This window comes from Streptomyces sp. NPDC044704, assembly GCF_056433525.1.
On sequence record NZ_JBWKGY010000032.1, the window covers coordinates 49,835 to 69,048 of the forward strand.

At 73.1% G+C, this 19,214-nt stretch carries 18 protein-coding genes; 8 read left to right on the forward strand and 10 right to left on the reverse strand.

What is annotated here, in order from left to right:
- Positions 1-26: 26 nt before the first annotated feature.
- The 3 genes from AC07B0_RS38445 (at position 27) to AC07B0_RS38455 (ending at position 3,589) form a co-directional block, all read left to right on the forward strand.
- Positions 27-1,265 (forward strand): alkaline phosphatase family protein, encoded by a 1,239-nt coding sequence (locus AC07B0_RS38445; RefSeq protein WP_469384151.1) that lies wholly within the window; start codon positions 27-29, stop codon positions 1,263-1,265.
- Between the two features lie 66 nt (positions 1,266-1,331).
- Positions 1,332-2,570 carry an MFS transporter gene (locus AC07B0_RS38450; protein ID WP_478900330.1) on the forward strand — a complete coding sequence of 413 codons (1,239 nt, stop codon included), beginning with the start codon at positions 1,332-1,334 and terminating at the stop codon, positions 2,568-2,570.
- A complete protein-coding gene (locus tag AC07B0_RS38455; protein WP_469384155.1) occupies positions 2,567-3,589 on the forward strand; it encodes a TolB family protein in 1,023 nt (340 codons plus the stop codon). The genes AC07B0_RS38450 and AC07B0_RS38455 overlap by 4 nt, the downstream gene beginning before the upstream one ends.
- Here the strand turns inward: AC07B0_RS38455 and AC07B0_RS38460 are convergent.
- The 4 genes from AC07B0_RS38460 to AC07B0_RS38475 form a co-directional block, all read right to left on the reverse strand.
- Positions 3,586-4,083 (reverse strand): helix-turn-helix transcriptional regulator, encoded by a 498-nt coding sequence (locus tag AC07B0_RS38460; protein WP_478900331.1) that lies wholly within the window; start codon positions 4,081-4,083, stop codon positions 3,586-3,588. The genes AC07B0_RS38455 and AC07B0_RS38460 overlap by 4 nt on opposite strands.
- A gap of 755 nt (positions 4,084-4,838) precedes the next feature.
- Positions 4,839-5,189 (reverse strand): UBP-type zinc finger domain-containing protein, encoded by a 351-nt coding sequence (locus AC07B0_RS38465; RefSeq protein WP_356883907.1) that lies wholly within the window; start codon positions 5,187-5,189, stop codon positions 4,839-4,841.
- Entirely contained in the window at positions 5,186-6,661 is a 1,476-nt protein-coding gene (locus AC07B0_RS38470) for an ATP-binding protein (protein ID WP_478900333.1), read from the reverse strand. The genes AC07B0_RS38465 and AC07B0_RS38470 overlap by 4 nt, the downstream gene beginning before the upstream one ends.
- A complete protein-coding gene (locus tag AC07B0_RS38475; protein ID WP_356883903.1) occupies positions 6,658-8,334 on the reverse strand; it encodes an NAD(P)/FAD-dependent oxidoreductase in 1,677 nt (558 codons plus the stop codon). The genes AC07B0_RS38470 and AC07B0_RS38475 overlap by 4 nt, the downstream gene beginning before the upstream one ends.
- A 296-nt stretch (positions 8,335-8,630) precedes the next feature.
- On the opposite strand from AC07B0_RS38475, the gene AC07B0_RS38480 reads away from it, so the two are divergent.
- The 3 genes from AC07B0_RS38480 (at position 8,631) to AC07B0_RS38490 (ending at position 10,667) form a co-directional block, all read left to right on the forward strand.
- The gene (locus AC07B0_RS38480; protein ID WP_467291560.1) at positions 8,631-9,437 is read left to right on the forward strand and encodes a ribonuclease BN; all 807 of its coding nucleotides are present in this window, start codon (positions 8,631-8,633) and stop codon (positions 9,435-9,437) included.
- A 102-nt stretch (positions 9,438-9,539) separates the two neighbouring features.
- Positions 9,540-9,728, forward strand: a complete 189-nt coding sequence (locus AC07B0_RS38485) for a DUF6381 family protein (RefSeq protein WP_356883900.1) — start codon at positions 9,540-9,542, stop codon at positions 9,726-9,728.
- 150 nt (positions 9,729-9,878) lie between these two features.
- Positions 9,879-10,667, forward strand: coding sequence for a VOC family protein (locus tag AC07B0_RS38490; protein ID WP_356883898.1), 789 nt, complete (start codon positions 9,879-9,881; stop codon positions 10,665-10,667).
- A gap of 15 nt (positions 10,668-10,682) precedes the next feature.
- On the opposite strand, the gene AC07B0_RS38495 is transcribed toward AC07B0_RS38490, so the two are convergent.
- The 5 genes from AC07B0_RS38495 to AC07B0_RS38515 all read right to left on the reverse strand — a co-directional run bounded on the left by AC07B0_RS38495 (position 10,683) and on the right by AC07B0_RS38515 (position 15,040).
- Complete coding sequence (locus AC07B0_RS38495; protein ID WP_478900335.1) at positions 10,683-12,062, reverse strand: amidohydrolase; 1,380 nt, start codon at positions 12,060-12,062, stop codon at positions 10,683-10,685.
- Between the two features lie 165 nt (positions 12,063-12,227).
- A complete protein-coding gene (locus tag AC07B0_RS38500) occupies positions 12,228-12,959 on the reverse strand; it encodes a GntR family transcriptional regulator (RefSeq protein WP_467291553.1) in 732 nt (243 codons plus the stop codon).
- A 104-nt stretch (positions 12,960-13,063) separates the two neighbouring features.
- Complete coding sequence (locus AC07B0_RS38505) at positions 13,064-13,660, reverse strand: TetR/AcrR family transcriptional regulator (protein ID WP_356883892.1); 597 nt, start codon at positions 13,658-13,660, stop codon at positions 13,064-13,066.
- Positions 13,661-13,778: 118 nt separating this feature from the next.
- Positions 13,779-14,618 carry an NmrA family NAD(P)-binding protein gene (locus tag AC07B0_RS38510; protein WP_478900337.1) on the reverse strand — a complete coding sequence of 280 codons (840 nt, stop codon included), beginning with the start codon at positions 14,616-14,618 and terminating at the stop codon, positions 13,779-13,781.
- On the reverse strand, positions 14,615-15,040 hold the full coding sequence (locus tag AC07B0_RS38515) for a nuclear transport factor 2 family protein (protein WP_469384173.1): 426 nt from the start codon (positions 15,038-15,040) through the stop codon (positions 14,615-14,617). The genes AC07B0_RS38510 and AC07B0_RS38515 overlap by 4 nt, the downstream gene beginning before the upstream one ends.
- Before the next feature lie 274 nt (positions 15,041-15,314).
- Here AC07B0_RS38515 and AC07B0_RS38520 point away from each other — a divergent pair, with 274 nt between their 5' ends.
- Together AC07B0_RS38520 and AC07B0_RS38525 are read left to right on the forward strand one after the other, a co-directional pair.
- Positions 15,315-17,318, forward strand: a complete 2,004-nt coding sequence (locus AC07B0_RS38520) for a hypothetical protein (protein ID WP_469384175.1) — start codon at positions 15,315-15,317, stop codon at positions 17,316-17,318.
- 4 nt (positions 17,319-17,322) lie between these two features.
- Positions 17,323-18,801, forward strand: coding sequence for a type 1 periplasmic-binding domain-containing protein (locus tag AC07B0_RS38525; RefSeq protein ID WP_478900339.1), 1,479 nt, complete (start codon positions 17,323-17,325; stop codon positions 18,799-18,801).
- 5 nt (positions 18,802-18,806) lie between these two features.
- Here the strand turns inward: AC07B0_RS38525 and AC07B0_RS38530 are convergent.
- On the reverse strand, positions 18,807-19,214 hold a 408-nt coding region (locus AC07B0_RS38530), incomplete at its 5' end, for an ABC transporter permease (protein WP_478900341.1).

Sequence of the window (19,214 nt, forward strand, 5' to 3'; positions counted from 1 at the left end):
GACAGAGGACACAGGAGGCATCAGCCATGCGCACCAGACATCCGGCACCGGACATCCCGGTCGCACCACCGCACGGGCGGAACAGGAGGTGGCGGGCGACCGCGACCGCCCTCGCCTGCGCACTGGGCCTGGTCACCGCCATGACCATCGGCAACTCCCAGGCCGCCGACGTCGCTTCGGCGCCGAATCCCCCGAAGGCCGCCGGGGCCGCGGCGGCCCTCCCCGGCTACGACCACGTGGTGGTCGTCGTCTACGAGAACAAGCAGTACGGGGAGATCATCGGCAGCGCCAACGCCCCGTACGTCAACCAGCTGGCGAACGGCGGCGCGAGCCTCACGGGCATGAAGGCCCTGACCCATCCCAGCCAGCCCAACTACTTCAACCTCTTCTCGGGCGGCACCCAGGGCATCACCGGGGACGGCTGCTACACGCCCCAGTCCATGAGCGTGCCCAACCTCGGCCAGGAACTCATCGCGGCGGGCAAGACGTTCGCCTCGTACAACGAGGACCTGCCGGGCGAGGGGTCCACGGCCTGCACGAACGGCCAGTACGCGCAGAAGCACAACCCCTGGTTCGCCTTCAAGAACGTGCCCCTCACCACCGGCAAGACCTGGGCGCAGTTCCCCCGGACCGACTTCAACGCCCTGCCCCACCTGTCGTTCGTCGTGCCGAACCAGTGCAACGACATGCACTCGTGCCCGGTGAGCACGGGTGACACGTGGACCAGGAACAACCTGGACGCGTACGCCCAGTGGGCGAAGGCCAACAACAGCCTCCTCGTGCTGACTTGGGACGAGGACAACTACCTCGGGTCGAACCAGATCGCCACCGTCTTCTACGGCGCGCACGTCAAGCAGGGCCGCTACAGCGGCGCGTACAACCACTTCAACCTGCTGCGGACCTTCGAGGACCTGTTCGGGACCGGGCACGCGGGCAACGCGGCGAGTGCCCAGCCGATCACGGAGGTCTTCGGGACCGGTGGTGAGGAGCCGCCGCCGGGCGGCGGGCCGACCGTCGTCAACCCCGGCGCGCAGACCTGCAAGTTCAACCAGTCCTGCACGATCCAGGTGACGGCCACCGGGGGCACGGCTCCGCTGCGGTGGACCGCGGCCGGGCTGCCGTGGGGTCTGACCATGGACGCCTCGACCGGCCGGATCAGCGGAAAGCCATGGGGGTCCGGAACCGTGCAGATCACCGCCACCGCCACCGACGCCGCCGGGAAGGCGGCGAGCACCGTCTTCCCGCTCACCCTCAACTGGTTCTGACGGAACGGTGCAGCGAACAACGCAACACCAGCCGTGAGGACCTGAAGGAACCGGAAGGAGACGTCCGTGTACCTGTCGGCCAACCGAGCCGCCGATACGGCCCGGGGCGTGCCGCGCCCTGCGGCCGGCCCGGCCGTCGCCGGGAACGTGCTCGTGCTCGGCGCGGTCAGCCTGGTCACGGACGTCTCCGCCGAGATGGTCACCGCGGTCCTGCCGCTGTACCTCGTCGTGGGCCTCGGCATGTCGCCGCTGGCCTTCGGCGCCCTCGACGGGCTCTACCAGGGCGCGACCGCCCTGCTGCGACTGGCCGGCGGGCACCTCGCCGACCGCACCGAACGCCACAAGCTGGTGGCCGGCGCCGGCTACGCCCTGTCGGCGGTCTGCAAACTGGGGCTGCTGGCGGTCTCCACCCCGTGGGCGGTCGCGGCGGTCCTGACCGCCGACCGGACCGGCAAGGGCCTGCGCACCGCCCCCCGCGACGCCTTGATCTCCCTGTCGGCCCCGCCCGAGGGGCAGGGCCGGGCCTTCGGCGTGCACCGGGCCATGGACACGGCGGGTGCGCTCCTGGGTCCGCTCGTCGCGTTCGGCGTGCTGTGGTTCGCGCACGACGCCTACGACGCGGTGTTCACCGTGAGCTTCTGCGCGGCGGCCTTCGCGGTGCTGCTGCTCGCGCTGTTCGTACGGGACGTCCGCACCCGGCCGCCCCGGTCCCCCGCACCGCCCGGCGGGCGCGGGCCGGGCTCCGTGTTCCGCGACCGCGGCGTGCGGCGGATCGCGCTGACGGCGGCCCTGCTCGGCGTGTTCACGGTCGGCGACTCCTTCGTCTACCTGCTCCTCCAGCGGCGGCTGGAGCTGCCCGCCGCCGCGTTCCCGCTGCTCCCGGTGGCGACGGCGGCCGGGTTCCTGCTGCTGGCCGTGCCGCTGGGCAGGCTCGCGGACCGGGCCGGGCGCGGCCGGGTGTTCCTGGCGGGCCATGCCGCGCTGGTGGCGGCGTACCTGCTGCTGCTGTCCCCGCTGGGCGGTGCGGTCCCGGCGGTGCTCGTCCTGTTCCTCCTCGGCGCGTTCTACGCGGCCACCGACGGCGTGCTGATGGCGGCCGCGGGGCCGCTGCTGCCCGCGCGGCTGCGGGCGAGCGGCATGGCCGTGGTGCAGACGGCGCAGGCCCTGGCCCGCTTCGCGGGGGCGCTGCTCTTCGGTGCCGGCTGGACGTACGCGGGTCCCGGCGCGGCGCTGGCCGGGGCGGCCATCGGTCTCACCCTGTCGCTGGCGGCGGCCGGGATGCTCGGCAAGGGAGCCCTGCGATGACGCGCACCGTACGGAAGGTCCTGCTCCTGGTCCTGTTCTCCGCGCTGCTCGCGGCGGTGGGGGTGGTGTCGGTGGTCCGGGCCGCGGACCGGGCCGACGACCGGGCGCGGGCCCGGCCGGGCGGTCCCGCCGCGCGGTCCGGGGCGGTGAGCCTGGACCAGCCGGGCCGGCTGCTGTTCCGCAACCTGGCCTGGGGGCCCGGCCGCGACATGGTCGCCTCGGTGCCGCTGGGCGCGCCGGAGGAGGCCGCCCGGACCACCGCGGGCCAGGACTGCCTGCGTTTCCACGCGGCGGCGGGTACGGGGGTGTGCCTGCGCCGGGCGGGCGGGGTCGTCCCCCAGTACGAGGCGGTCGTCCTCGACTCCGCGCTGCGGCCGGTCCGTTCGTTCCCCGTGCCGGGTACGCCGACCCGGGCGCGGGTCTCCCCGAGCGGGCGGCTGCTGGGCTGGACGGTGTTCGTCAGCGGGGACTCGTACGCGGGCGGGGCGTTCTCCACCCGCACCGCCGTCTACGACACCCGGTCGGGGGCGCTCGTCGAGAGCCTGGAGGAGTTCGCGGTGTTCGACGGGGGCCGGCGCCTGCGGGCGGCCGACCACAACTTCTGGGGGGTGACCTTCGCCGCCGACGACAACCGCTTCTACGCGACCCTCGCCACGGGCGGCGGCACGCACCTCGTCGAGGGGGACCTGCGGGCCCGCGAACTGCGCGTCCTGCGGACCAACGTGGAGTGCCCCTCCCTGTCGCCCGACGGCACCCGGATCGCCTTCAAGAAGCGGGTGGACGGCCTGCCGGCCGAGGCTCCGTGGCGTCTGTACGTACTGGACCTGCGCAGCGGGGCGGAGACCGAGCTGGCGGAGCGGCGGAGCGTCGACGACCAGGCCCTCTGGTACGACGACACCACGCTCCTGTACGCCCTGCCGGGCGATTTCGGCGGCGACCTGTGGTCGCTGCCCGCGACGGGCGGGGGCACCCCGCGCCTGCTGCTGAAGTCCGCCGTCTCCCCGGCGGTCCGGCCCTAGGCCGTCTCTTCCGCCCCGGCCAGGTCTTCCGTCCGGGCCTGCCCGCGGAAGGCGGCGGGCGGCAGGCCGTAGGCCTCGCGGAACGCCCGGCTGAACGCGGACGCGTGCCGGAAGCCCCGCCGGGCGCCGATGACGTGCACGGGCACCCCCTGGTGCAGCGGGTCCGCCAGGTCCTGGCGGGCCCGCGCGAGCCGCCGGCCCTGGAGGAAGGCGGCGACCGTCGCCCCGTCCCCCTCCTGCTGGAACACCCGGTGGAGATAGCTGACGGAGATGTGGTGGGCGGCGGCGATCGCGGGGACGTCCAGCAGCGGATCGTCGGCGTTGTCCCGGATGAAGGCCATCACGCGGAGCGCCAGGGCGCGTCGGTGCGTCTCCGGGGTCAAGGACCGGTCCGCTTCGAGGACGCCGGCGAAGAGCGAGGCGACGAGATCGGCCAGTACGCCGCTCAGGCGCGGGCCCTCGGCCTCCCGGTAGGACCGGCTGTCCTTGGTCACCTGGTCGAGGAACCTGGCCGGCGGTGTGCGGGGGCAGCGGCAGCAGCGCCTTGGGTACCTCGACCCCGATGATCTCGACGGAATGCGGGCCGGAGCTGATCTCGAACGGCCGTGACGTGTCGCTGGTGTGGATGTCGCACACACCGTGCACCACGGTGTCCTTGCCCAGGGTGACCGCTCCCGCCCCGCGTTTGATCAGCGAGAGGTGGAACGCCTCGGGGTCCGACCTCGCTATCAGCTTCGGGGTGCGCTGGAAGGTCAGGGGACGGCACTCCATCGGATAGACCGTGATCCCGCCGAGCGAGATGACGCGCTGGTTCACCCAGAAGTCGGCGGCGTGCTCACTGCGCATCTCCATGGGCGCGTGTGTCTCCGACATCAGGGCCCGCCAGCTCTCGAAACGGTCGGCGGGCGCTAGTTCCGCGCTGCGGAATTCTCTCTCGGGCAGCATGACCACGGGTTTACACGGGCCGTGGCGGCCCACGCAACAAAAGCCGGGGCCCGGGGCGCGGGCGGCGGGGCGACTCTCCGTCAAGACTCTGTGCACGCCAGGTCAATGCGCGGTGCTCCGGGGCTTGGCAGAGTGGGCGCCGCAGGGTCGGTGAGGGGACGGGGAACCGGAGCCCCCGCCGACGGCCGGGGACCTCTCGTGGTCCCGGCACTGAGCTGACGCCGCCCGAGGACGGGGGTTTCGGGCGGCGTCAGCCCAGTGCCGGGGCCGGGCCGTCCGGGGAGGGCCGTCACCGTCGGGACGGCTACCGGAGCCTTTGTTGCCAGTCCTGCGGTACCCGGTCGGCGGGGCCCGGCGCGGGCTGCTCCGCGGGGTGGGCGTCCGGGGCCGCCAGTTCGGGGCCGGACTCGTACATCGCGTTCTTGTCGTAGTCCCAGAACCACGCCTCGCCCGGTTCGAAGCTCTGCACGAGGGGGTGGCCGGTGGCCTTCCAGTGGGCGGTGGCGTGCTGGCCGGGCGAGCTGTCGCAGCAGCCGATGTGACCGCACCGGGCGCAGCGCCGCAGGTGGAACCACCAGCCGCCGGCCGCGTCGCAGTCGGCGCAGCCGGTGCCGCTGGGCGGGACGCCGGGGTCGATTCCGTCGATGCCTGTCATACCGGTTCCTCCGCTGTCTCGGTTCCGGACGGGGTCTCGGGTCGGTCGGCGGTCAGCGGCAGCAGCACCTGGAAGCGGGTGTCGCCGGGTACGGACTCGACCTGGAGGCTGCCGTGGTGCTTGCTGACGACGATCCGCCAGGAGATGTCCAGGCCGAGTCCGGTGCCCTCGCCGACCGGTTTGGTGGTGAAGAAGGGGTCGAAGATGCGGCTGCGGATGTCTTCCGGGATGCCGGGTCCGGTGTCGCGGAACTCCACGAGCAGCCGGTCCCCCTCCCGGGCGGTGCGGACCGTCAGGGTGCCGTCGCGGCCGGTGCTGCCGATGGCGAAGACGGCGTTGTCGACGAGGTTGGTCCACACCTGGTTCAGCTCCGCCGGGTAGGCCGGGACGTCCGGCAGGGAGCGGTCGTACTCTTTGACCACCCGGATCCGGGGGCCGATCTTGCCGGACAGCATCAGCAGGGTGCTGTCGAGGAGTTCGTGGACGTCGACGACCCGGTACGGGGCCCGGTCGAGCTGCGAGTACTGTTTGGCGGCGTCCACGAGGTGGGAGATGCGGTTGGTGGAGTCGTCGATCTCGTCCATCAGCAGCTCGGTCTCGACGGTGTAGTTGAGCCAGCCGATCGCCGCCGGCAGGAGGTCCGCGTCCACCGTTGCCGCGACCTGTTCCAGCCAGTCCGTGTCCAGTCCGGCCTGGACGAAGGTCGGGGCGACGCGCCAGCCGTCGGCGATGTCGTGGTCGTCGAGCCAGTCGGCGAGTTCGTCCTCCCGGTCGGAGGCCTCCAGGGGGCTGAACGCCGTCGCCTTGGCGACGCGTTCGGCGGTGCGGTCCTGGATCTCGATGAGGTCGGCGAGCGCTTCGCGGGAGTAGGAGCCCTGGGCGATGTGGGCCAGCTTGTGCCGCATCTTGCCCACCCGCTCGCGCAGGGTCGCGGTGGCCCGGACGGCCGCCGCGGCCGGGTTGTTGAGCTCGTGGGTGAGACCGGCGGACAGCGATCCGAGGGCCAGCAGCCGTTCGCGCTGGCCGATGGCCCGCTGGGTGCTCTTCGAGCCGAAGAACAGCCCCTCCAGCAGGTGCGCGGCCATCGGGAACCACTCCCGCATGACGTCCGCGAACGACTGCGCGGGCAGGACGAAGAACCGTGTCGGTTCGGTCACCCGCATCGAGTTGGTGTAGGTCTGCGGCACCCGGTCGCCGAGGTAGGCCTGCATGGCCCCCGAGTACACGCCGCGCTGCGAGGTCCGGCTCACCTCCACGTCGTCGGCGCCGACCCGGCGGGACAGCACGACGGTGCCTTCGATCATCACGTAGAAGCAGGTCGCCGGGTCGCCCTCGGTGTACACCGGGCCGGTCTCGAACCGCTCCACCCGTCCTTCGGCGCACAGCCGTCCGAGCTGTTCCGGGGAGAGCTTCTCGAACAGGAACAGCGAGGCGATCTCCTGCGGGCCGCAGGGCATGACCTGCCCGCTCACGACTGCTCCAGGTACCGGTGGACGAGCATCACGGCCATGGCTCCCTCTCCGACGGCGGACGCGACGCGTTTCGCGGACTCCGCGCGGGCGTCTCCGGCGACGAACACGCCGGGCACGTTGGTCTCCAGGTGGTAGGGCGGCCGTTCCAGCTCCCATTCGGCCGGGGGCCGCCCGTCGGGGGTGAGGTCCGGCCCGGCCAGGATGAAGCCGCGCTCGTCGCGGAGGACCGTGCCGTCCAGCCAGTCGGTCAGCGGGGCCGCCCCGATGAAGACGAACATCCACTGCGCGTCGACGAGTTCGGTCGCGCCGGTGTCCACGTCGCGCAGGGTCAGCTGCTCCAGGTGCCCGTCGCCGTGCGCCTCCTCGACGACGGTCCGGGTCCGGACCGTGATGTTCGGCGCCTCCTCGATCTGCTGGATGAGGTAGTACGACATCGACGCCGTCAGGGACGCCCCGCGCACCAGCAGCGTCACCGATTTCGCGCCCCGGGACAGGTACATCGCCGCCTGTCCGGCGGAGTTGGCGCCGCCGACGATGTACACGTCCTGCCCCTGGCAGGAGGAGGCCTCGGTGAGCGAGGAGCCGTAGTACACCCCGCAGCCGGTGAGGTCGTCGCAGCCCGGTGCGTGGAGCTGCCGGTACGAGACGCCGGTCGCCAGGATGACGCTGTGCGCGGCGACCGTGGAGCCGTCGGAGAAACGGACGACGCGGGCCGCGCCGTTGGCCTCCAGCCCCGTGACCTCGCGCGCGGTGAGGATCTCGGCGCCGAACCGGCCGGCCTGGCGGCGGGCGCGTTCGGTGAGCTGCGCGCCGGACACCCCGTCCGGGAAGCCGAGGTAGTTCTCGATGCGGGAGCTCTGCCCGGCCTGCCCGCCGGTCGCCGAACGCTCGACCAGTACCGTCCGCAGCCCCTCGGAGGCCCCGTACACGGCCGCGCCGAGGCCGGCCGGGCCGCCGCCGATCACGACGAGGTCGTAGAAGTCGGCGGCGGGTGTCGTGGCGAGCCCCACCCGGGCGGCCAGCTCGGCCGGCTCCGGCTCGATCAGGACGGCGCCCTCCGGGGTGATCACCAGGGGCAGCCGCTGTCCGTCGGCGCCGGCGGCCTCCAGGAGCCGCAGCCCTTCGGGCTCGTCGGAGGAGTACCAGCGGTAGGGCACCTGGTTGCGGGCCAGGAACTCCCGGACGTTCGAGGAGCGCGCAGACCAGCGGTGCCCGACCACCTTGGTGGCGGGTACCGGCCGGTAGTCGCTGGAGCGCCAGGCCGTGAGCAGGTCGTCCACCACGGGATAGAGCTTCTCCTCGGGCGGGTCCCAGGGCTTGAGCAGGTAGTGGTCGAGGTCGACGACGTTGATCGCGTCGATCGCCGCGCTGGTGTCGGCGTACGCGGTGAGCAGCACGCGCCGGGCGCCCGGGTAGACGTTCAGGGCCTGTTCGAGGAACTCGATGCCGTTCATCTGCGGCATGCGGTAGTCGGCCAGGATCACGGCGACCAGGTCGCCCCGCAGCTTCAGCTCGCGCAGCGCCTCCAGTGCGGACTCGCCGGACTCGGCGCGCACGATCCGGTAGGCGGCGCCGTAGCGGCGCCGCAGGTCGCGGGCGACGGCGCGGGAGACACCCGGATCGTCGTCCACGGTCAGGATGACGGTCCGAGCGGTTTCGGGGACCTGTGCCATACGTCTCCCACCCCGAGAGGCCTGGACTGCCGGCGCGGCGGGCCGCCCGCGCCGGTTCCCGCCCATCGTAAGTTCGATCGCCCGGCTCCGCCCCGGGCGGAGCGGACCGTGTACGCCGGGTGCGTTGCGCGTCGCGCGGGGTCAGCACCCCGGCGGCCGGCTGCGCGGCGGCGGCCGCGGAGTCCTACCGTGGGAGCAGCAGCAGTTGGAGCGGCCATGCCTCGCACCGCGGTCCCGTACCCGCTTCCCCGCCGTGACGCCCGCCGTGACGCCCGCCGACGCGTACCCCCGCCGCGATGATCCGGTCGTCCTTCGGGCGGCTGGGCAGCGCGGTCCGGCGGGCGCGGGCCGGGCGGCGCTGGGTGCGCGTGCGGGAGCTGGACCTCTGGCAGCGGTCGCTGGGCTTCGCGGCGCTCGGGTTCCTGACGCTGGTACCGCTGCTGATCGTCGTCTCCGCGGCGGACACCGCGGGCGGGCAGGGGTTCGCGCAGTGGCTCGGGGACGGGCTCGGCGTGTCGCCGGCGGCCAGGCTGGAGATCGAGCGGCTCTTCGCCCTGCCCGGCCAGGCGTGGCGCACCACCACGGCGTTCGGTCTGGCGCTGCTCGCCGTGTTCGGGCTGTCCTTCGCGACGATGCTCCAGAGCGGCTACGAACGGATCTGGGACCTGGCTCCGGGCCGCTGGTGGGCCGGCTGGCGGCACGTGCTGTGGCTCGCCGTACTGATCGGCGCCCTGTACCTGTCGGCCTTCTCCCCGCCGTGGCGCGCATCCCCCGCGCGCGGCTTCGTCACGGTACTGATCGGCACCCTGTTCTTCTGGTGGTCCCAGCGGCTGCTGCTCGGCGGCCGGGTCCCCTGGACCGCCCTGCTGCCGGGGGCGGTGGCCACCATGCTGGGGCTGTTCGGGCTGCGGGTCTTCTCCCGGCTCGTGTTCTCGCCGCTGATCGCGTCCGGCGCGGTCACCTACGGCGCCTTCGGAACCGTCCTCGTCATCCAGTCCTGGCTCGTCGGCGTCGGCGTCGTCGTGTTCGGCGGCGCGCTCCTCGGCCGCCTGCTCCACGACGAGCTGCGGCGCCCCGCGAACCCCGCCGCTCCGGGCCCCTGAGGGCCGCGCGTCCGGCGGGAGCCACGGTGGCGGTCGGGCCCCGGTGCTGTTTGGCTGGGGGGACCGGCACGACCCCCGTTCCCCCCGACCCGAGGACCGGTCATGAGCAACGAGAACCAGCCGAGCGAGCGGGCCCGGCAGATGCGCGACAAGGCCCAGGAGCTGGAGCAGGCCGCGCAGCACGCGGCGGATCCGGCGGAGCGCCGGCGCCTGACGGAGAAGGCCCTGCGGATCCGCCGCAAGAGCGAGGAGGAGAACGGCCCGGGCAGCGGAACCATGGACCCCATGTAGCCGTCCAGAGCCGCCGCGGTCGGACCGGTGACCTGGCCGCGGGCCCACGGATGGGTGGGGCGCGTGCCGTGCCTCGCCGCCCGGCAGGTCCGTCGGGTCTACGGTGGGAGGGTCCCCGTCCCACCCGTACGGCAGATGAGGTGCGCCGCGATGTCGACGTCGAGTCACGAGGTGTTCGGTGCGCCGTGCTGGGTGAGCCTGATGGCCCGGGACCTGGATTCCGCCCAGCGTTTCTACGGCGCGGTCCTCGGCTGGAGCTTCCGGCCCACGCGCCTGGGGGACGGCTTCACGGTCGCGTTCCGTGACGGCGCGCCCGTCGCGGGGATCGGCGCGCTGGCCGGAAGCCTCGGCATGCCGGTGGCGTGGACGCCGTACTTCGCCGTCGAGGACGCCGACGTCACCTCGGCACGCATCCGTGAGCGCGGTGCCACCGTGGCGGTCGGGCCCCTCGCCTTCGGCACCGGGCGCGCGGGCCTGGCCGCCGATCCGGCGGGGGCCGTCTTCGGCTTCTGGCAGGGCCAGGTCATCCCCGACTGGGGCGTGGGCCGTGACAGCGCTCCCGCGTGGCTGGAGCTGCGCACGCGGGACGCGTTCGCCGCGGCCATCTTCTACGGCGAGGTACTGGAATGGGCGGGCGAGCGGCAGGGCTGCTGCACCGTCTCCTACGAGCACGACCACGTCGTCCTGCGGCACGGCCGGGACACCGTCGCCCGGATCAGCGGCGGGGCGCTCGGCGAGGACCCCGACCCGCAGGTCCGCCCCCGCTGGCACGTCCACTTCCGCGTTCCGGACCTGGAGGCCGCGATCGAGGCCGCGACGCGGCTGGGCGGCAGGGCCGCCTCCCCCGTCGCGGCCTCCGCCGTCAGCCGGTCGGTGGTACTGGCCGACGCCGAAGGGGCCCTCTTCACCGTGGTCGCGCCCCAGGACCCCACCGGCTGAGGCGGGCTCGGCGGCTCAGCCGTCCACGAGGGCGCCGTCCCTGGCGACGACCCGTCCGCCGCGCACCACCACGTCCCGCTGCGGCATGTCGACCACGACCTGCGGCAGGCATTCTCCCCGGACGAGCATGAAGTCGGCCGCGGAACCGGGCTTCAGGTCCACCCGCGGCAGTCCGAGGAGCTGCGCGCCGTCGTCGGCGCCGGCGCCGAAGGCCGCCTCCAGCTCCTCGTCGAGGCGGGCGTCCTGCGCCCAGGCCAGGAGATGGGAGCGGTGCAGCATGTCCGCGTTGCCGAAGGGGCTCCACGCGTCCCGGACGCCGTCGGAGCCGAGGCCGGTCCGGACGCCGTGCCCGCGCAGCCGGGCGAGCGGCAGTACCAGGTCCGACGAGGGAGCGACCGTCGTCAGGGAGATCTGCGCTTCGGCGAGTTCGTGGGCCAGCTGGTCGAGTTCGCGTTCGGCCAGCCCCGGGAGGCAGAAGACGTGGCTGACGGTGACCTTGCCCTGCATCGACAGCGCGCGCGTACGGGCGATGATCGCGCGCAGCGACCTCACTCCCGTCGCGGCCCGCTCGTGCAGGTGGATGTCCACGCCGACGCCGTGCCGGTCCGCGATGCCGAAGACGACGTCGAGCTGTTCGTCGAGGGCTTCGTCGAAGCCGATCGGGTCGATGCCTCCGACCCGGTCGACCGCGCCCGTGCGCGCGGCCTCCTCCAGCAGTTCCCTGGTTCCCGGCGTACGGACGATCCCGTGCTGGGGGAACGCCACGATCTCCACGTCGAGGGCGTGGCGCAGCGCCCGGCGGGCGGCGCCGACCCCTTCGACGCCCGCAAGGCCGTAGGCGGGCGCGACGTCGACGTGGGCGCGCATCGCCCGGGTGCCCCGGGTGACCGCGTGGCCCATGAGGCGCTGCGCGCGGTCCTTGAGGGGTGTGCGCAGGGCGTGGTACAGCTTCACGTCCTCGGCGGTGTACTCGGCGATGGTGCTCGCGGGGTTGCGGGTGACCCAGGGCTCGCCCCACGCCGTCTTGTCGGGGTGGATGTGGGCGTCGACGAGCGTCGGGAGGGCGATCCTGCCCTTGCAGTCGACGACCTGGGCGCCGCGCGGCGCCGGGTCCGCGGTGACGGTTCCGTCGACGACGGTGATGTCGACGGGCCGCCTCGCGCCGTAGGGCCGGACGTTCCTGAAGACGGTGGCGCGTCCGCGGCCGGCGGCCTCGGGCCCGTCCCGCTCGGTGATCCGGTCGGCGGGGGCGGGGGCCGCCGTCCCGGTCGGGGCGGCCTCCGCCGCGGACGGGGTGAGCGCGGCGGCTGTGCCGGCGAGGGCCGCGGCGCCTGCCAGGACGCCCCGCCGCGTCAGCCGGGGACGGGAGGACGTCGGGACGGATGCGAAGGACACGGAGGTCTCCTTGATCGCTGGGGACGAGCGAACGTGGGAGCACTTTGTATACCAGGAGGGTCGCGATTTCGGGAAGGGGTCATTCCGGCAGCGCAAACAGGCCGGATCCTGCCCGGCGCGCATCTCGGGGAGTCTCTCTGGTATACAAAAGGCCAGGCGTCGCGCCTAGACGTCGAACAAGGACCTCAGGGCTACGGCGCGGCTGTCCCGTACGTGCAGCAGGGTGCTCGCCGCCGCCGATTCCTCGTCGCCCGCCGCGATGCACCGGAACATCACCGCGTGCTGGGCCCGCATGTGCTCCGGTTCCTCCCGCATGCCGAACAGCAGCTGGAGCTGTCCGTTCAGCTGCTCCATCGTGCGGCCGAGCATCGGGTTGCCGCTCAGTGCCACGATCTCCTCGTGGAAGGCGGTGTGGGCCGCGACCTCGCGCGCCCCCTCGTCGTCGGACGCGGCCTGCTCTGCCCGGTCCAGGGCGGCCCGCAGCGCGGTGAGCGGCGAAGGCCCGTCGGGCGCGGTCCGCTCCACCCGGCGTGCGGCGAGCCGCGAGGCCTGGACGGCGAGCGGCTCCCACACCTCGTACAGGTGCTCCACGTCCAGGCGCGCCATCCGCCGCACCCGGACCCCGCTGTGCGGCAGCAGTTCGAGCAGCCCCTCCGAAACCAGCGCGCGCAGCGCTTCGCGTACGGGGACCCGGGACATGCGCAGCTCTTCGGCGACCTCGCGTTCCACGAGGCGCACGCCCTGCGGGTAGCGGCGGTCGACGATCCGCCGCCGGATCGCGTCACGGGCCTGAACGCTCAGGGAGGTGCGCTCGGGAGCCGCCCGGCCGTCGTCCCGGCCGTCGTCCCGGCCTGCGCCCGGCCGCGTACCGTCCCGCCCTGCGCTGCTGCCCGTCACGTACGCCGTCCTCCGCTCGGTGTCCCCGCAGAGGATACGCGGCGCCGTCCGCCGGGCGCCGGGGGAACCGCGGGCATCGCCGGGGCCCTGCCCCGGCGATGCGGTCAGGCCGGCTCGTCGCCGCCACCGAGGACGGCGTCGAGGTGCGCCGCGAGCGAGGCCCGCAGGCGTTCGGGCTCCATCCGCCGGTCGTCGATCAGGTGGGCCACGAGGTCGGCGCGCAGGGCGGCCAGCAGGGCGTGGGCGGTGAAGTCCGGGTCGTGGACGCCCGGCACCTGCTCCAGTTCCGTACGCAGGACGTCGTGCCACCAGCCGTAGTGGTCGGCCCGGTAGGGGCTGCTGAGCCCGGCGTCCTCCGCGGCCGACATCAGGTGCCGGTTCTCGATCTTGAAGCGAAGTGACGCGTCGAGGAGGTCCGCCACCCGCTGCCGGGGGGAGGACCCGGCTGCGTCCCGCGCCTCCCGTACGGATTGCCGCAGGGGTTCGAGCCGGGAGGCGATCACGGCACCGATCAGGCCGGCGCGGTCACCGAAGCGTCGGAAGAGGGTGCCCTTGCCCACGCCCGCGGCGGCGGCGATGTCGTCCATGGACACACCGTGCGGGCTGCTGCTGGCGGCGAAGAGGGCGTCGGCCGCGGCCAGTACGGCTTCTCGGTTGCGCAGGGCGTCCGCGCGTTCGGTGCGTTCTGTGCGCTGGGCCACGGGTCCTCCGGTCCGGTGGGTCGGTTCGCGTCATCGGGCCAGTCGAAGATACGCGCAGCCGTCCGGCTTCCGCGGACCGGGCCGGTCCCCCGCGCCCGGTAGCGGGCCGGGAGCCGCCTCACGCCACCTCCCTTTCGACGAAGGCGCGGAAGGTGCCCGGCGCGCGCCCGGTGAGCCGCTCGACGGCGTCGGACGTACGGTCCTCGGCCCCCTCGGCGATGGCGCGGTCCATGCCGGCCAGCATGGTGGCGAACTCCAGCGGGATCTCGGCCGCCCAGCGGTCGCGCAGCTGCTCGAAGGTCAGGTGCCGGTGCACGACGGGCCGGCCGGTGACCTCGGTGATGATCGCGGCGACCTCGTCGTAGCTCAGCGTCTGCGGCCCGGTCAGGATCAGATCGGTGTCGGGGGCCCGCCCGTCGGTGAGCGCGCGCACGGCGACGGCGGCGATGTCCCGCGCGTCGACGAATCCGACCCGGCCGTCCCCCGACGCCGTCCGGATGACGCCCTCGTCCCGGATGCCGCGGGCGTGCGGGGCGGCTCCGGTGAAGTTCTGCATGAACCACGAGGGCCGCAGCACCGCCCATTCCCCGAACAGGCCGGGCAGGGCCTGGTGGACCTGTCCCACCGCCGGACCGCCCGCCGGGATCGCCGACGAGCTCAGCAGCACCGCGCGCCGCACGCCCGCCGCACGGGCCTGGCGGAGGAAGGGCAGCATGACCGCGGCCGGGTCGGCGGAGCCGACGGGCGGGACGAGGTACACGCGGTCGGCGCCGTCCAGGGCCGCACCCCAGGTCGCGGGCTCGTTCCAGTCGAAGCGGACGGCCTGCGCGCCCTCCACCGGGGCGGCGGTGCGGCCGGCCGCCCTGACGCGGCGGCCTTCGGCGAGGAGGCCGGCGGTGACGCGGCGGCCGGTGGTGCCGGTGGCCCCGATGACGAGGGTGGCACGGGGGTCGCTCATCGGTTCGCTCCTACGAAGTCGGCGCCGGGCTCCTGAGCGGCGAGGGGGTTCCAGTAGTCGCGGTAGGACGTGATGAGCCCTTCCCTGACGGTGACGACGGCGATGTAGGTCATGTCGAAGGGGCTGCCGGTCCGCACCAGGCGGCCGACGCCGCGCATCTCGACCACGACCGTCTCGGGGGCGGTGGTCTGGTGGACCGTCACCTCGGGGAAGTCGTGGAGGTCGACGTGGTCGGGGTAGTGGCGCATGTAGTCCGCGACGGCCTGCCGCCCTTCCAGGCGCCGGGGCCAGCCGGGGGGCGCGAAGGGGAACTCCAGGATCCCGTCCTCGTGCCACAGGTCCACCCAACCGGGTATGTCCTTGTCCAGCAGGAGCCGCAGGCCGTGGCGGTAGAGCTCCGCGGGGGCCGTGGGGGTGGTCATGTCGGGGTTTCCGTTCTGTTCGGGGGCGCGGTGGTTCCCGGCCCGCCGCAGACGTCGAGGCGGCGCCGACGGCGGCACCGACGGCGACGGACGCAAAGCGGACCGACGGTCCGCATGGATGAACCATACGGACCGCCGGTCCGCTTCACAAGACGGGTGGCGACACGGCCCGGTGCGGGCCGAAACGAATCAAGGGGCCGAAACCCCTGTCTGACCGGGCCTCAGGATGGCAGGCTCTACTCCTCGGAGACGTCGTCCTGGGGGGGGATCACACGTGAGGGAGCCGGGTACGGGCATGGGCCTGCGGGGCCGCAGCGGCATCCTGTCGCTGGTCGACGCGTGCCTGAAGGAGGACCCGGCGGCCGAGCGGCCCCTGACCATGCTCCTCGGCCCCGCGGGCAGCGGAGCCAGCGAGGCGCACAGCGCGCTCATGGAGCACTTCGGGCACGACTACCCCTTCGCCTTCGTCAACTTCGGCGGCGCCCAGTCCCTGCTGCCGCGCTACGCCCTCGGACTCCTGGCCCGCCAGCTCGAACGCAAACTCCCCCGCTACGGCCGCTCCCACTTCCCGCTGCTCAGCCTCGGCCTGCTCGCCTCGGACCAGGAGCTGCGCATGCGGAGCCTCGCCGAGGGGCGGCGCGCGGTGCAGCGCCAGCTCGACGAGTTCCAGGAGGAGAACGAGGCCCGGCACGGCGACTACCTGGCCGCCTTCTTCGAAGTGGGCATGGGCGCGGTCGGCATGCCCGAAGGCGCCTCCTCCGCCGCGCTGACCCTCTTCCAGGACGCCCTGCGGCGCGGCCGCCGCACCGTGCCGGGCCTGTTCGGCGGCCGCCTGGGCAGCCGGCTCACCTCCGGGGCCCACTGGTACGGACGCCACCCCATGACCCGCAGCGCGGACCCCATGGAAGCCCTCGTGGAGCTCAACCTCTGGCGCCACGAGGGAGACGAGAACGAACAGGAGCGGCTCGACCTCGTCCTGTTCTCGGCCTTCCTGGAGGACCTCAGGCGCAACACGGCCCGCAACTTCATGCCCCGCTCCTACCTGCTGCTCCTGGACAACTCCCACACCGAGTACGGCCGCCGCTTCCTCGACCTGCTGCTGCGTTCCCGGCACGACGAGACGGTCGTGGCCGGCCACGCCAGCGATCCGCTGACCGTCGTCGCCAGCTCCAACCGCTGGCTGCCCCGCTGGGGCCCGGCCACCGGGGACTCCTGGCCCTGGCAGCTGCGCGGACCCGACCGTGCTTCCCTCGCCGACTGGAACGCCCACCGGCCGACCCGTGACAGCGAGGACACCTGGTGGTACCCGCTGCGCCTGCGCGACCTCAACCTGGACGAGGTACGGATCCGGATAGAGCTCCAGCTCGGCGGGAACAGCGACCTGGCCCCCCTCACCCGCCTCACCCCCTTCGTGCACCGGCTCACCGGCGGGCTGCCGCGCGCCGTCCACCAGGTGCTCGACGTGCTGCGCCAGGCCGGCCCGCCGCCGGACTCGGGCTCCCGGCAGGACCACTGGCTGCGCACCCTGCCCGACCGGGCGCTGCGCACCGGGGAGAACTCGGCCACCCTCGCCGACACCGCCCTCGGCCACCTCCTGCGCGACTTCGACGGAACACAGCGCGCCGCCCTCGCCGAATGCGCCGCCGCCCGGGACTTCTCCGTCGCCACGCGGCTGCTCAGCCCCGACGACTCCCTGTTCGGCGAGATCCGCTCCCGCTGGCTGCTGACCGGACCGGTGGCCGTCGTCCCCGTGCTCCACCCCTGGCTGCGCCGGCTGCTGCTGTGGCGGCTGGCCGCACGCCCGGACGGGTGGGACGCCGTGCACGAACTCCTCGCGGAGTACTACCGCGAGGAGGGCAAGCCGGTGCAGGAGATGTACCACCAGCTCGCCCGCGGGCGGACCGAGGAGGTCACCGCCCACCTGACGCGGCGCTTCGCCGTCGTACCGGCCGCGCAGTGGATCTCCGAGTTCGACGCGATCACCGCCGCACCGAACCGGCTCCCCGCCGACAGCGGCCCGCTGGAACTGCTCGCCGGGCTCGTGGCGCGCCGGCCCGGGCGGGTCGTGGACACCGAGTCCGTGATCCACACCCTGGTCACCACCCGCTGGGTGTGGAGCGATCCGCTCGCCGACCCCGCGATGCGACTCAACGACATGATCGCCGACGGCTACACCCAGCTGTCACAACTGCGGAGGAACGACATCGTGGCCCTGTTCAACGAGGCGGAGCGCCACCGTCACTGGCGCGATCCCCAGACCGCCGGCTGGGAGGGCTGAGCCCGTGCCCAGACTCGAATGGCCCCTGCACGTCGTACGCCGCGTCGCCCTCGCCTCCGCGGCCGCCGTCGCCCTGGTCGCCGCGCTCTGGCTGGGCGTCGGCTGGTTACAGGAACGCCAGGCCAGGTGCGCTGACGGGGTCGTGGAGCAGGGTCCGGACGACGAGTGCGTCGGAGTGACCGACGGCTCCTACGTCTTCGCCCCGCACCTCGACGCCGTCAGCGAGAAGATCGAGGAGGAGAACCGCCGGGTCCTCGCCAACGCGGACAAGGAGCCGTACGTCAGCGTCGCCTACTTCACCTCCTTCACCACCACCGCCGAGGACAGCAACTCCGCCGAGGGCGTGCGCCACGAACTCCAGGGCGCCTACCTCGCGCAGTACCGGCACAACCAGGGCGACCTGGCCGCCAACCCCAAGATCCGCCTGCTGATAGCCAATTCGGGTACCAAGTCCACGCAGTGGAAGCACACCGTCGACGCGCTGATCGCCCGCAAGGACTCCCCGGACCGGCTGGTCGCGGTGACCGGCCTCGGACCCAGTACGAACGAGAACCTCGCGGCCATACGGCGCCTCTCCGAGCACGGCATCGCCATGGTCGGCGCGACCATGACCGCCACGAACATCCAGGGCATCAACGGTTTCGTCCGGGTCGCCCCCACCAACGAGGACGAGGCGTACGCCGGCGCCGGATACCTCAAGCGGCGCGGCGTCGCCACGGCCGTCGTCATCCAGGACGTGGCGGAGGGGAACCTCTACGCGTCCACCCTCGGCACCGCCTTCACCAAGGCCTTCCAGGAGGGCGACAAACACAAACTCGTGGCCGAGCGCATGACGTACGACTCCTCCGTCAGCAGCGCCTGGCAGAACGAACTGCGTTACATGCCGGGCCAGTTGTGCCAGCAGCGGCCCCAGCTGGTGTACTTCGCGGGCCGCGGCCTGCACCTGACCCGCTTCCTCGACGCGCTGTCCAACCGCAGTTGCACCGACCAGCAGTTCACCGTGTTCGCCGGCGACGACACGACCAACCTGAGCCCGCAGCAGCTCGCCCACGCCGCCGAGACGGGCATCGAGGTCCTCTACACCGGTCTCTCGCACCCCGACATGTACCGCTCGGCGCCGCAGGCGGTGTCCGCGCCGTCCGCGAAGAACTTCCAGCCGGGCGGACTGCTGGACCAGTGGTTCCCGCACGACCCCCGCGAGGACGGCGGGGCCCTGATGGGCCACGACGCGGTCCTCACGGCGGCCCACGGCATCCAGATGGCCGCCCGCTGGCAGGGGCAGGTCGTCGGCGACGCGGTGGCCCGCATGTTCCACCAGATGGACGGAACCCAGCAGGTGGCCGGCGCCAGCGGGTTCGTCTCCTTCCAGAACAACGGCAATCCGCGCAACAAGGCCGTGCCGATCCTGCGCCTCAACGGCAAGGGCCAGGTCGAGTTCGTGGAAGTCTCCGCCGCGGAGGGCAAACCGCCCGAGGAACAGTGACACGGTCACGCGGGGTCGCGGTCGAAGACCGACTTCGACCAGAAGTAGCCGAGCACCGTGAGACCCAGGCACCAGGCGACGACGAGCCATCCGTTGTGGCCGATCTCGCTGCCGAGGAGGAGCCCGCGGAGGGTCTCGATGGCGGGGGTGAAGGGCTGGTACTCGGCGACGGGCCGAAACCAGCCCGGCATCGAGTCGACCGGGACGAAGGCACTGGAGATGAGCGGGAGGAAGACCAGCGGCATGGCGTTGTTGCTGGCGGCCTCGACATTGGGGCTGACGAGGCCCATGCCGACGGCGATCCAAGTGAGCGCCAGTGCGAAGAGGACGAGCAGGCCGAACGCCGCCAGCCACTCCAGGGCGGTCGCGTCCGTGGAGCGGAAGCCGATGGCGACGGCGACGGCGCCGACCAG